The 12847-nt window shown below is 69.6% G+C and carries 12 protein-coding genes; 8 read left to right on the forward strand and 4 right to left on the reverse strand.

Annotated elements, in window-relative coordinates:
- Positions 1-3: 3 nt before the first annotated feature.
- The 7 genes from CH341_RS04560 to CH341_RS04590 are packed head-to-tail and all read left to right on the forward strand — an operon-like array spanning position 4 to position 6839.
- Positions 4-795 (forward strand): SDR family NAD(P)-dependent oxidoreductase, encoded by a 792-nt coding sequence (locus tag CH341_RS04560; RefSeq protein WP_111417846.1) that lies wholly within the window; start codon positions 4-6, stop codon positions 793-795.
- Positions 792-1640, forward strand: coding sequence for an enoyl-CoA hydratase family protein (locus CH341_RS04565; protein WP_111417847.1), 849 nt, complete (start codon positions 792-794; stop codon positions 1638-1640). Before CH341_RS04560 ends, CH341_RS04565 begins: the two co-directional genes overlap by 4 nt.
- Before the next feature lie 4 nt (positions 1641-1644).
- Complete coding sequence (locus CH341_RS04570) at positions 1645-2841, forward strand: acyl-CoA dehydrogenase family protein (protein WP_111417848.1); 1197 nt, start codon at positions 1645-1647, stop codon at positions 2839-2841.
- Positions 2838-4025 (forward strand): acyl-CoA dehydrogenase, encoded by a 1188-nt coding sequence (locus CH341_RS04575; RefSeq protein WP_111417849.1) that lies wholly within the window; start codon positions 2838-2840, stop codon positions 4023-4025. The genes CH341_RS04570 and CH341_RS04575 overlap by 4 nt, the downstream gene beginning before the upstream one ends.
- 10 nt (positions 4026-4035) lie before the next feature.
- Positions 4036-4467 (forward strand): acyl-CoA thioesterase, encoded by a 432-nt coding sequence (locus tag CH341_RS04580; protein WP_111417850.1) that lies wholly within the window; start codon positions 4036-4038, stop codon positions 4465-4467.
- On the forward strand, positions 4445-4840 hold the full coding sequence (locus CH341_RS04585) for a RidA family protein (protein WP_111417851.1): 396 nt from the start codon (positions 4445-4447) through the stop codon (positions 4838-4840). Before CH341_RS04580 ends, CH341_RS04585 begins: the two co-directional genes overlap by 23 nt.
- Positions 4841-4844: 4 nt before the next feature.
- On the forward strand, positions 4845-6839 hold the full coding sequence (locus CH341_RS04590; RefSeq protein WP_111417852.1) for a 3-hydroxyacyl-CoA dehydrogenase NAD-binding domain-containing protein: 1995 nt from the start codon (positions 4845-4847) through the stop codon (positions 6837-6839).
- A gap of 270 nt (positions 6840-7109) precedes the next feature.
- Here the strand turns inward: CH341_RS04590 and CH341_RS04595 are convergent, their stop codons facing one another.
- Positions 7110-8735: a benzoate-CoA ligase family protein gene (locus tag CH341_RS04595; protein ID WP_111417853.1), complete on the reverse strand. Its 1626-nt coding sequence runs from the start codon at positions 8733-8735 to the stop codon at positions 7110-7112.
- A 386-nt stretch (positions 8736-9121) separates the two neighbouring features.
- Between CH341_RS04595 and CH341_RS04600 the strand changes: the two genes are divergently transcribed.
- Complete coding sequence (locus tag CH341_RS04600) at positions 9122-9631, forward strand: MarR family winged helix-turn-helix transcriptional regulator (RefSeq protein ID WP_111417854.1); 510 nt, start codon at positions 9122-9124, stop codon at positions 9629-9631.
- A gap of 46 nt (positions 9632-9677) precedes the next feature.
- Here the strand turns inward: CH341_RS04600 and CH341_RS04605 are convergent, their stop codons facing one another.
- From CH341_RS04605 to CH341_RS04615, 3 genes are all read right to left on the reverse strand, one after another.
- A complete protein-coding gene (locus CH341_RS04605; RefSeq protein WP_245430878.1) occupies positions 9678-11084 on the reverse strand; it encodes a sensor histidine kinase in 1407 nt (468 codons plus the stop codon).
- Positions 11074-12528, reverse strand: coding sequence for a sigma-54-dependent transcriptional regulator (locus tag CH341_RS04610; protein ID WP_111417855.1), 1455 nt, complete (start codon positions 12526-12528; stop codon positions 11074-11076). The genes CH341_RS04605 and CH341_RS04610 overlap by 11 nt, the downstream gene beginning before the upstream one ends.
- A 15-nt stretch (positions 12529-12543) precedes the next feature.
- On the reverse strand, positions 12544-12847 hold a 304-nt coding region (locus tag CH341_RS04615), incomplete at its 5' end, for an AIR synthase-related protein (RefSeq protein WP_245430879.1).

Genomic DNA, 12847 nt, shown 5'->3' on the forward strand with positions numbered 1-12847 from the left:
CCCGTGAGCGATACTGGCGATCTCGCCGGACGGCACGCGCTCGTCACCGGTGCCGGCTCCGGCATCGGTGCCGCGATCGCACGCCGGCTCGGCCGGGCGGGCGCGCGCGTCACCCTCGCCGGACGGCGCGAGGCGCCGCTCCGCGCCGTCGCGGCGGAGCTGCCGGCGGGCTGTGCGGCCGTGGTCGCCGACGTCGACGTGACGGATCCGGACGCGATCGCCCGCGGGCTCGTGACAGCGCGGGAAACATTCGGGCCCATCGTCATCCTGGTCAACAATGCCGGCGCGGTGGAGTCCGCGCCCTTCGCCAAGACGTCGATCGACCAGTGGCAGCGGACCATCGCGGTCGATCTGACCTCGGTGTTCCTGGTGACCCGGGCGGTGCTGTCGGATCTGATCGCCGCCGGATCGGCCGGCCGGATCGTCAATGTCGCCTCGACGGCCGGGCTCGTCGGCTACCGCTATGTCGCGGCCTATTGCGCCGCCAAGCACGGCGTCGTCGGGCTCACCCGCGCGCTGGCACTGGAGCTGGCGAGCACCGGCGTCACCGCCAACGCGGTCTGCCCCGGCTTCACCGACACGCCGCTCGCCCGCGCCGCGATCGCCACCATCATGGCGAAGACCGGCCGCGGCGAGGCCGAAGCGATCGCCGAGATGACGGCGGGCAATCCGCAAGCGCGGCTGGTGGCGCCCGAGGAGGTCGCCGACACGGTGTCGTGGCTGGTGTCGCCCGGCGCGGCGTCGATCAACGGACAGGCGATCGCGATCGCCGGCGGCGAGGTGATGGCGGGATGAGCGACGCAGCGACCATGGCGGGCATGAAGCGCGCCTTCAAGGACCATCGGCCGATCCATTTCCTGATGGAGACGAGCCCGGACGGCCGCGTCGCGACGATCCGGCTGAACCGGCCGGAGCGCAAGAACCCGCTCACCTTCGAGAGCTACGCCGAGCTGCGCGATCTGTTCCGCGATCTCGTCTACGCGTCGGACGTCCGCGCCGTCGTGCTGTCCGGGTCGGGCGGCAACTTCTGCTCCGGCGGCGACGTGTTCGAGATCATCGAGCCGCTCACCAAAATGGCGATCCCGGATCTGCTCGCCTTCACGCGCATGACAGGCGATCTCGTCAAGGCGATGCGCCGCTGCCCGCAGCCGATCGTCGCGGCGGTCGACGGCATCTGCGCCGGCGCCGGCGCGATCTTGGCGATGGCCTCGGATCTCCGGCTGGCGACGCCGGACACAAGGACCGCGTTCCTGTTCACGCGCGTCGGCCTCGCCGGGGCCGACATGGGGGCCTGCGGGATCCTGCCGCGCATCATCGGCCAGGGCCGCGCCGCCGAGCTCTTGTACACGGGCCGCGCCATGACGGCCGCCGAGGGACAGGCGTGGGGCTTCTACAACGCGCTGCACCCGGCCGGCGACCTGGAGGCGAAAGCCGTGGAGCTCGCCCGATCGCTCGCCGACGGCCCGTGGTTCGCGCACGGCATCACCAAGACGATGCTGAACCAGGAATGGGCGATGGGGCTCGACGAGCTGATCGAGTCCGAGGCGCAGGCCCAGGCGCTCTGCATGGCGACCGGGGACTTCCGCCGCGCCTTCGAGGCGTTCGCGGCGAAGCGCAAGCCCGTGTTCGAGGGGAACTGAGCCGGTGAGCACAGTCCCTACCCCGGGCCCTAGCCGCGATCATCTCGACTGGCCGTTCTTCGGGCCGGAGCATCGCGACTACGCGCAGCGCCTCGACGGCTTCGCCGCGACGGGCGGGCTTGCGGGCCTCGACCACGCCGCTGTCGACGGCACCTGCCGCACGCTCGTCGCGCGGCTCGGCGCGGCAGAGCTTCTGGACGCCGCCGTGCCGGAACCGCACCAGGACGGCAGCGCAATCTCGTCGCGAAAAATCTGCCTCGCCCGCGAAACGCTCGCCTGGCACGACGGGCTCGCCGATTTCGCCTTCGCGATGCAGGGGCTCGGGACCGGTGCGATCACGCTCGCCGGCTCGCCGGATCTGAAAGCCACCGTGCTGCCGAAGGCGCGCCGCGGCGACTGGCTCGCCGCCTTCGCGCTCTCCGAGGCGGATGCCGGCTCCGACGTCGCGGCGATGGCCTGCGCGGCCCGCCCGCACGGCGACGCGTATGTTCTGGACGGCGAGAAGACCTGGATCTCGAACGGCGGCATCGCCGACGTCTACACGGTGTTCGCCCGCAGCGGCGAGGCGCCGGGCACCCGCGGCATCTCGGCCTTCGTGGTCTTCCCGGACGACCCGGGCTTTTCAGTCACCGAGCGGATCGACGTGATCGCCCCGCATCCGCTGGCGACGATCCGGTTCGAGGGCTGCCGAATACCGGCGGAGCGGCGGCTCGGCACACCGGGCGAAGGCTTCAAGATCGCCATGCGCACCCTCGACATTTTTCGCGCCTCGGTCGCGGCCGCTGGGCTCGGCTTCGCGCGACGCGCGCTCGACGAGGCCCTGGCCTATGCGCCGCGGCGAAAAATGCTGGGCGGCCGGCTCGCCGACCTTCAGCTCACACAGGCCGCGCTCGGTGACATGGCGACCGGGATCGACGCGGCCGCCCTCCTCACCTACCGGGCCGCATGGCGGCGCGACGTCCAAGGGTTGCCGACCACCCGCGAGGCCGCCATGGCCAAGATGACCGCGACCGAGACGGCCCAGACCGTCATCGATCGCGCCGTGCAGCTCTTCGGGGGTCGCGGCGTCCGGTCCGGCGAAACCGTCGAGCGGCTCTATCGCGAGATCCGCGCGTTGCGTATCTACGAGGGCGCGACCGAGGTCCAGAAACTCATCATCGCCCGGGACCTCCTGAAAGCGACCGCAAAGGCACCCCCATGATGCACACCCGCGAAGTTTTCGATTGGGCCGACCCGTTCCGGCTCGAGGAGCAGCTCACCGAGGAGGAGCGCCTGGTCGCCACGACAGCGCGCGACTACGCGCAGGACAGGCTGGTTCCCCGCGTCGTCGACGCGTTCCGCAACGAGACGACGGACCCGGCGATCTTTCGCGAGATGGGCGAGCTCGGCCTGCTCGGCCCGACCGTCGCGCCGGCCTATGGCGGCTCCGGCCTCGGCTACGTCGCCTACGGGCTGATCGCCCGCGAGATCGAGCGGGTCGACTCCGGCTACCGTTCGATGATGAGCGTGCAGTCCTCGCTCGTGATGGTGCCGATCGAAGCGTTCGGCACCGAAGAGCAGAAGCAGCGATATCTGCCGAAGCTCGCCAGCGGCGCCTGGATCGGGTGCTTCGGCCTCACCGAGCCGAACCACGGCTCGGATCCCGGCTCGATGGTGACGCGTGCCGTCAAGGTCGCGGGCGGCTACAGCCTCTCGGGCGCCAAGACCTGGATCACCAACGCGCCGATCGCCGACGTCTTCGTCGTCTGGGCCAAGACCGGGGACGGCCTCATCCGCGGCTTCATCCTGGAGAAAGGCTTCAAAGGTCTGTCTGCTCCCGCGATCCACGGCAAGGTCGGCCTGAAGGCGTCGATCACGGGCGAGATCGTGATGGACGACGTCTTCGTGCCGGAGGAGAACCTTCTGCCCGGCGTGACCGGCTTGAAGGGCCCGTTCACCTGCCTCAACTCGGCCCGCTTCGGCATCGCGTGGGGCGCGCTCGGCGCCGCCGAGGACTGCTATGCCACGGCGCGCCGCTACGTGCTCGACCGCAAGCAGTTCGGCCGTCCGCTCGCCGCCAACCAGCTCGTCCAGAAGAAGCTCGCCGACATGGTGACCGAGATCGCGCTCGGCCTGCAGGGTTGCCTGCGGCTCGGCCGCATGAAGGAGAACGGCCACCCGCCCGTCGAGCTCACCTCGATCCTCAAGCGCAACTCCTGCGGCAAGGCCCTCGACATCGCGCGTACCGCCCGCGACATGCTCGGCGGCAACGGCATCTCGGACGAGTTCGGCATCGCCCGGCATCTGGTGAATCTCGAGGTGGTCAACACCTACGAGGGCACGCACGACATCCATGCGCTGATCATCGGCCGCGCCGCGACCGGCATCGCCGCGTTCGCGACCTGAGGCGGCGCCGATGGCCTTCGCGACCTCACGTCCGCTCGGCTTCGGCGACTGCGATCCCGCCGGGATCGCCTATTTCCCGGCCTATATGGACATGCTGGTCGCGGTGACCGAGGAGATGTTCGCCGATTTCGGCGCGCCGTGGCCCGAGATGGTCCGCGATCGCCGCATCGGCGTGCCGACCGTGAAGCTGGACGTCGACTTCTCGACGCCGGCGTTCCACGGCGACCGGCTCGACTTCACCGTGGCGGTCGCCGCCCTCGGCCGAAGCTCGGCCGATCTGCGGCACCGCGTCGTCGTCGGCGACCGAACGGTGTGGACGGCACGGCAGGTGCTGGTCGCGACCTCGCTCGACACGCATCGGGCCGTCGCCTGGCCCGACGACATCCGCGCCGGCTTGGCCGCGCATCTGGAGAAGCAGCATGCACCAGATCCTGCAGCCTGAGGGCTGGTCCAAGCCGGTCGGCTACGCCAACGGCGTGATCGCCCACGGGCGGCAGATCTATGTCGGCGGGCAGATCGGCTGGACGCCGCACCAGGTGTTCGAGTCGGACGATCTGGTCGATCAGGTTCGGCAGACATTGCGCAACATCGTCTCGGTCCTGCGCGAAGGCGGCGCCGAGCCGCAGCACATCGTCTCGATGACGTGGTACTTCACCGACAAGCAGGACTACCTCGCACGTCTCAGGGAGATCGGCGCGGTCTATCGCGACGAGATCGGCCGCCATTATCCTGCGATGGCGGCCGTCCAGGTGGTCGCGCTGATGGAGGACCGCGCCAAGGTCGAGATCCAGGCCACCGCGGTCGTTCCGGAGTGAACGCATGACCCTGCACATCGACACGAACGCGGCGCCGGGCGCCACGGCGTTCTCGGAAACGGTGCGCGGCGTTCTGGACGACGGCGTCCTGCTGGTGACGATCGACAATCCTCCGGTGAACGCCACCGGCACCGACGTGCGCGCCGGCCTGCTCGCCGCCGTGACGGCAGCGCAGTCGGACGGCGAGGTCGCCGCGCTCGTGATCACGGGGGCCGGCAAGACGTTCATCGGCGGCGCCGACATCCGCGAGCTCGACGCGCCCCCGAGCGAGCCGACATTGCCGAGCGTGGTCGCCGCGATCGAAGGCTCGGCAAAGCCGGTGGTCGCGGCCGTGAACGGCGCGGCGCTCGGCGGCGGCCTCGAGGTCGCGCTCGCCTGCCACGTGCGGGTCGCATCGAAGGGGGCGAGGCTCGGCCTTCCCGAGGTGAAGCTCGGCGTCGTTCCCGGCGCCGGCGGCACGCAGCGGCTGCCGCGGCTCGCGGGAATTCCGGCCGCGATCGAGCTGATCGCGACCGGCAGGACCATGGGCGCCGAAGAGGCGGTCGAGCGCGGCATCGTCGATCGCATCGCCGACGAGGCGATCGCGCAGGCGCAGGCGACGGCCCGCCGTCTCGTCGGCACAGCGCCGCGGCGGACGGGCGCGCTCGCAGTCCCGGCGGCGGACCGGAATGCGATCGAGGGGGCTGCGGGAAAAGCACTGGCCCGCGCTCGCGGTCAGGTGGCGCCGGGCGAAGCCGTGCGGCTGGTGCGCGCCGCCGCCGACCTGTCGCTATCGGAGGGGCTCGCCGAGGAACGTGCGACCTTCCTGCGCCTTCGTGGAAGCCCCCAGGCGGCCGCGCTGCGTCACGTCTTCTTCGCCGAGCGCGCCGCCGCCAAGGTGGAAGGCCTCGACGGCGTAACGCCGCGGCCGGTCGAGACTCTCGGTATCGTCGGCCTCGGCCTGATGGGCGCCGGCATCGCGACCGCGGCACTGGACGCCGGCTTCCGCGTGATCGGCGCCGACGTGACGGACGAGGCCGCCGCGAAGGGGCGGGAGCGGATCGCGACGCTGCTCGACCGCGCCGTGGCCTCCGGCAAGAGCACGGCCGCGGCGCGTGACGACAGGCTTGGCCGCCTCGTGACGGCGGGATCGCTCGATCCGCTCGCGGCTGCCGACCTCGTGATCGAGGCTGTGTTCGACGATCTCGGCGTGAAGACGGAGCTCTTCAGGCGCCTCGATACCGTCGTGAGGCCGGACGCCATGCTGGCGACCAACACCAGCTACCTGAATCCGGACCACATCGCCGCCGCGACCCGGCGGCCCGAGCGCGTCGTCGGGCTGCACTTCTTCTCGCCGGCGAACGTGATGCGGCTGGCCGAGGTGGTGCGCTGCGCCCGGACGGCGCCGGACGTGCTGGCCACCAGTCTCGGTGTCGCGCGAAAACTGGGGAAGCTGCCGATCGTCTGCGGCGTGACCGAGGGCTTCATCGGCAACCGCGTCTACTCGGCCTATCGCCGCGAGGCGGAGTTTCTGGTCGAGGACGGCGCCGCGCCGGAGGGGATCGACGCCGCGATGGAGGCGTACGGCTTCGCCATGGGGCCGTTCGCCGTGTTCGATCTGGCCGGCCTGGAGATCGCCTGGGCGCGGCGCAAGCGCGACGCCGCGAGCCGCGATCGGGCAGCCCGCTATGTCGATATTCCGGACCGCCTCTGCGAGGCCGGACGCTTCGGCCAGAAGACCGGCCGCGGCTGGTACGACTATCGTGAGGGCAAGCGAAAGGTCGATCCGGACGTGACCGCCCTGATCACCGCCGCGCGCGCCGCCAAGGGCATCGTTCCGCGAAACATTCCGGCCGACGAGATCGTCCGTCGCCTGCTCGCCGCCATGGCGGCGGAGGGCGAAGCGCTGCTGAACGAAAAGATCGCGGCGCGGGCGAGCGACATCGACCTCGTGATGATCAACGGCTACGGCTTTCCGGCCCACAAGGGCGGCCCGATGTACGCGGCCGCGCGAACCTGATCAGCAAGCCCGCCGGAACACGACGGCATTCTCCGCATCCGGGGCTCACCCCCCTCCCCGACCCTCCCCCGCAAGGGGGGAGAGAGCAGACTGCGGCGAGTGGTGAATTGATGTCATCGCGACAGAGACGAAGACGCAGCAGCTCTGATCAGCACAGCGCTGCGGCTCTTGCGTTCCCTCCCCCCTTGCGGGGGAGGGATAGGGAGGGGGGTTGCCCCGTCTGCGAGACTCTCGTCTCTTCAATCAGAATGCGCCGCCAAAGATGGTGGCTCACCCCGCCTTGGCGAGACGGAGCTGGAAGCGCTGGATCTTTCCCGTCGAGGTCTTCGGCAGCGCGTCGACGAACGTGATCGCGCGCGGATACTTGTAGGGCGCGATGGTCGCCTTGACGTGATTCTGCAGGGCCAGCACCAGGGCGGAGTCGGGCATCCGTCCGGCCGCCAGCACCACATAGGCGGCGACGATCTGCCCGCGCTCCTCGTCGGGCATGCCGACCACGGCGCATTCGGCCACCGCGTCGTGAGCGAGCAGCGCCGCCTCGACCTCGGGACCGGCGATGTTGTAGCCGGCCGAGACGATCATGTCGTCGCTGCGCGCGGCGAAGTGGAAGTAGCCGTCGTCGTCCTGGACGAAGGAATCGCCGGTGATGTTCCAGCCGGCCTTCACGTAGTCGGCCTGACGAGGATCGTCGAGATAGCGGCAGCCGGTCGGCCCGCGCACCGCCAGCCGACCCACCGTGCCGCGCGGCACCTCGGTCATGGCGTCGTCGACCACCTTGGCCTCGTAGCCCGGCACTGGACGCCCGGTACGGCCGGGGCCGCGATCGTCCAGCGTGTTGGAGACGAAGACGTGCAGCATCTCGGTCGAGCCGATGCCGTCGAGGATCGGCGTGCCGGTGCGTCGGGTCCAGGCCTCGTACACGGGCGCCGGCAGCGTCTCGCCGGCCGACACGGCGATCCGCAGCGAGGAGAGATCCGCGCCCTCGTCCATGGCGGACAGCATGGCGCGGTAGGCGGTCGGCGCCGTGAAGCAGACCGTCGCCTTGTAGGTGTCGATGATCTTCACGAGATTGGGCGGCGTGGCGGCCTCGAGCAGCGCCGCAGCGGCGCCGAAGCGCAGCGGAAACACCGCGAGGCCGCCGAGCCCGAACGTGAAGGCGATCGGCGGCGAGCCGACGAACACGTCGTCCGGCCGGACCTGCAGCACGTGCCTCGCATAGGTGTCGGCGATCGCGAGGATGTCGCGATGAAAATGCATGGTCGCCTTCGGCACGCCGGTGGTGCCGGACGTGAAGCCGAGCAGCGCGACGTCGTCACGCCCGGTGCGAACCGCCTCGAAGCGCACCGGCTTGTCGAGCGCGATCCGGTCGAGCTCGGCGTCGTGGTTGGCGGTACCGTCGAAGCCGACCACGAATTTCAGGAAGGCACTGTCCTTGGCGCAGGCGACCAGCTCGTCGAGGATGCGGGTGTCGCACAGCGCGACCGTGATCTCGGCCTTGTCGACGATCTTGGCCAGCTCGCCGGCCCGCAGCATCGGCATGGTGTTGACCACCACGGCGCCGGCCTTGGTGGCGGCCAGCCAGCAGGCGATCATGGCCGGATTGTTGGCCGAGCGGATCAGCACCCGGTTGCCCGGCTTCACGCCGTAGTTCTCGACCAGCGCGCGCGCGAGCCGGTTGGTCCAGTCGGACAGCTCCTTGTAGGTGCGGCGGCGACCGTTGCCGATCAGCGCGACATTGTCGCCGAAGCCGCACTCGACCATCCGGTCGGTCAGCTCGACGGCGGAATTGATGTACTCGGGATAAGAGAGGTCGCCTTGCGGCATGTCGGGCCAGGCGTCGACCGGCGGAAGCCGATCCCGTGTGAACGTGTCGACATGGACCGACGGACCCAGCATCTGTGTCGCCCTCTCGCGGTGACGATCGTGCGCCCGGCCGTCTGCGCCGGGCGGATGTCGATGACGCCTCCACCGACATGCTGCACGTCGTCCGCTTATCGGCCATCAGGTTGTCATAGGGCGATTTTTCCTTCAAGCATAAAATTTCTGCACATAAAGCAATGTGTTCCGGATCCGAAGGCCGCCCACTCCTTTCGGAGAACCCCCTGATCGATCGACGCCTTTGGTCGCGGAGCAGAGCGCGCGGCGGCACCGGCCGGTGCCCGCTGCAGACGCACCGGGATGCGGCGCACTGCATCTTTCCTGCGCGACATCAGCATTGAACCGGAGGGTCGGCAATACATTTGACATATGAAATGTCCGCATCCCATGATATCTCTTCGATCATGACCGATTCCAGTGTCGACGACGTCGAAGCGCTCGTGCGCGACGAGCCGGCCGGCTCGAAGATGGAGCTCAGGCTGTGGCTCCGTCTGCTGTCCTGCTCGAATCTGATCAGTGCCGAAATCCGCCGCAGGCTGCGGGTCGACTTCGACGTGACGCTGCCCCGGTTCGACGTGATGGCGCAGCTGCACCGCGAGCCGGACGGCTTGAGGCTGGGTGACCTGTCACGCCGCATGATGGTCACCAACGGCAACATCACGGGCCTGATCGATCGCCTGGCCGAGGAGGGCCTGGTGGTCCGCGAGGCCGACCCGGACGACCGGCGCGCCATCACGGTGCGGCTCACCCGCGCCGGATCGAAGATGTTCCGGATGATGGCGGCCGCTCACGAAACCTGGATCCACGAGATGTTCGGCCGACTGACGCCGAAGACCCTGGACCGCCTCCTGGACGACCTCCAGGCCCTGAAGGTCTCGGCCGCCGGCGGGCTGCGCGGCGCCGACCCGGAGTAGACCTGCCGAGCGTGGCGGTAGGGATGCTCCGGCTCGCGACCTCGGCTCAGATGTCGCGCGGAGATCGGGCCGGCAGGCGAACCACCATGCAGGCGCCCGGTCCGGCACGCGGACCGAGGACGAGCGAGCCGCCGTGCTCGCTCACGATCGAATAGGAGATCCACAGGCCGAGCCCGGTCCCCTTTCCAACCGGCTTGGTCGTGAAGAACGGCTCGAAGATCTTGTCGGCCACGGCCGGGTCGATACCCGGGCCGTTGTCCGCCACCGTGATCACGGTCTCGGCCGCTCGCGTCGCGAGCGTGACGATGATCTCGGGGTCCGGGACGGTCGAGACGGCGTCGAGCGCATTGTCGATCAGGTTGACGAAGACCTGATGGATCTTGCCCTCGTCGCCCATCACGTGAGCCGGCTGGTCGAGATCGAGCCGGATCCGCGCTCGGCTGTTCTTGGCACGTTGCGCCCATTGGGCCGCGGTGCGCACCGTCGCGACGAGGTCCACCGGCTGCCGCTCCCGCGGGCTCGCGAACGACAGCCGCCGCAGATTGCGGACGATCTCACTGATCCGGACGGCGCCTTCCAGGGTTCCGTCGATCAGCGGACCGAGATCCGCCAGGAGCGCATCGATCTTGTGCTCACGGCGCAAGCCGTCGCAGGCCGCCGCCGGCGCGAGCGCATGGAGGTCCTCCAAGTAACGCTCGAGCGATCCGCGATAGCGGGCGAGCGTGTGGAGATTGGCATAGACGAAGCTGATCGGGTTGTTCAGCTCGTGCGCCACGCCGGCCACGAGCCGGCCGATGCTCGCCATCTTCTCCTGCTCGACGAGGGTGCGCTGGGCGTCCTGGAGATCGCGATGCGCCTTGTCCAGCGCCACATAGGCGCGCCGCAGCTCGCCCACCGGCCGTCCGGTCAGCACGGCGCCGGCCGGCCGCTTGTTCCGGCCGAGCCGGACCGAGGCGGCGACCGCCATCAGGTCGGACGTTCCCGCCGCCGTCTCGAACCGGATTTCGAGGTCCCGGCTGCCCGTGCCACGGGCCAGAACGGCGGCGAGCTCGTGGTGGTCGTGACGATCGACGACCGACGCGAGGGCACGGCCGATCAGGGCGTCCTCGCTCTCGCCGACGAGCCGCTCGAACGCCGCATTGACCTGGACGATCGAGGCGCGCTCGTCGACCACGACGAGAATGTCGGAGACCGAGGCGAGAACGCTGGAAATGAACGCCTGCGCCTCTTCCAGCGCCGTGTTCTTGCTCTCCAGGTCGCTCTCGTAGCGCAGCAGGTCGGAATAGACCTCGTCGATCTTGTCGATCACCTCGATCCAGACGCGTTCCTGATCACCGTCGAGCGTGATCGTGCCGTCGCGGGTCATGTGGGCGACGAGGTTCTTCGGCCGCGAGGGATCGTCCGCCGGCGTGTCCTTGTGGGTCGATCCACCCGGCCGGCGCTCAGTGGCCATCGGCCGCTCCGCCGTTCCCGGCGTGGCGCTGCAATCCGAACCGCTGCATCTTGGCGCGCAGGCCGACACGCGACAGGCCGAGGCTCCCGGCGACCCGGCTGATGTTGCCGTTGCAGCGATCGAGCGCCTCCTGGATCTGGGCTTTCTCCAAGGCCTCGATATGGTCCCTCAAGGTCGCTGTCGCCGTTGCCGCCGCCGCGTGCTGCGGGTGTGCAATGCGCCCGGACAGCAGATCCGGCGCGAGCGGCTCGTCCGCGTCGGACAGAGCCACCATGCGCTGGATCTCGTTGTGCAGCTCGCGAACATTGCCGGGCCAGTCATAGGCCTGCATCCGCCGCACCGTCTCGGGCCGGAACCCCGGAACGGCGCGGTGGAAGGCGTGATTGACGTCCCGCAGGATGCGGGTGGCGATCGGCGGAATGTCCATCGGGCGGTCGGCCAGTGCCGGCACGTGAATCGGAAACGCCGCGAGCCGATAGTAGAGATCGCGGCGGAACCGGCCCGCCGCGACCTCGGCATCGAGATCCCGGTTGGTCGCCGAGATCACCCGGACGTCGACCTTGCGGGGACGCTGGGCGCCGAGCGGCCTGATCTCGCCCTCCTGCAGGACGCGCAGCAGCTTGACCTGGAAGGACGGCGAGGTCTCGCCGATCTCGTCGAGAAAGATCGCGCCGCCGTCGGCGACCTCGAACAGGCCGATGCGGTCCTGATAGGCGCCCGTGAAGGCGCCCTTCTTGCAGCCGAACAGCTCGCTTTCGAGGAGCTGGTCCGGCAGCGCGCCGCAGTTCTCCACCACGAAGGGCTTCCCGGCTCGGCCCGAGCCGTGATGAATGGCGCGGGCCAGCAGCTCCTTGCCGGTCCCGGACGCGCCGGTGATCAGGACCGAGATGTCGTATTCGGTCGCGCGGCGGGCGAGGCTGATGACCTCGGCGATCGGACTGGTCGGCGCATGCACGATCGCGTCGAACTCGTAGCACAGGCGTTCGGCGCCGCGCTTGGCGGCGACGACGCTGCGCAGCCGCGCCTCGGTGGGCTTCGCCTCGACGGCGGCACCACCCGCCTCCTTCTGCAGCCGGAACAGCGCGGAGGCCTCGCGCACGCTCTCCACCAGCTTGTCCGGCTGCCACGGCTTGGTGATGAACTGATAGATGCCGGCCTCATTGATGCCGGCGATGATGTCCTCGGAGTCCATGTAGCCGGAGATGATCAGGCGGACCGGATCGGGCCACTGGTCGCGGACTCGCTTGAGGAACGACACGCCGCTCTCGCCCGGCATCCGCTGGTCGCACAGGATCACCTGCACCATCTCGCCGGCCAGCACGGTCTCGGCCTCCGCCGCGTTGTGCGCGCCGATGACCTCGAACTCGCCGGCCAGCACGCGGCGGATCGCCTCCACGGAGCGGATCTCGTCGTCGACTACCAGAACCGTGTTGGCGATCGTCATGACACCGGGTGGTCCTCAGCAGATTCTCGGGAGCTGCTCGCCGGCGAGCCAGTCGACGATGCGGCCGCCGCCGAAGGCCGTGGTCATCTGGACGAAGCGGTGCGGATCGTCGACGATCGTGCCGATGATCACGGCGTCGGCGCCGAGCGGATGCGCCCGCATGGCGGCCAGAAGCGCGTCGGCGCCTTCCGGGGCGACGACGGCGACCAGCTTGCCTTCGTTCGCCACGTTGAGCGGCTCGAGCCCCAGCAGCTCGCAGGCGGCGGCGACCTGCGGCTTCACCGGGATCGCGTCCTCGGCGATCACGATGCCGACGCCG

This window comes from Rhodoplanes roseus (genome assembly GCF_003258865.1).
In the GTDB taxonomy this organism is placed as follows: domain Bacteria; phylum Pseudomonadota; class Alphaproteobacteria; order Rhizobiales; family Xanthobacteraceae; genus Rhodoplanes; species Rhodoplanes roseus.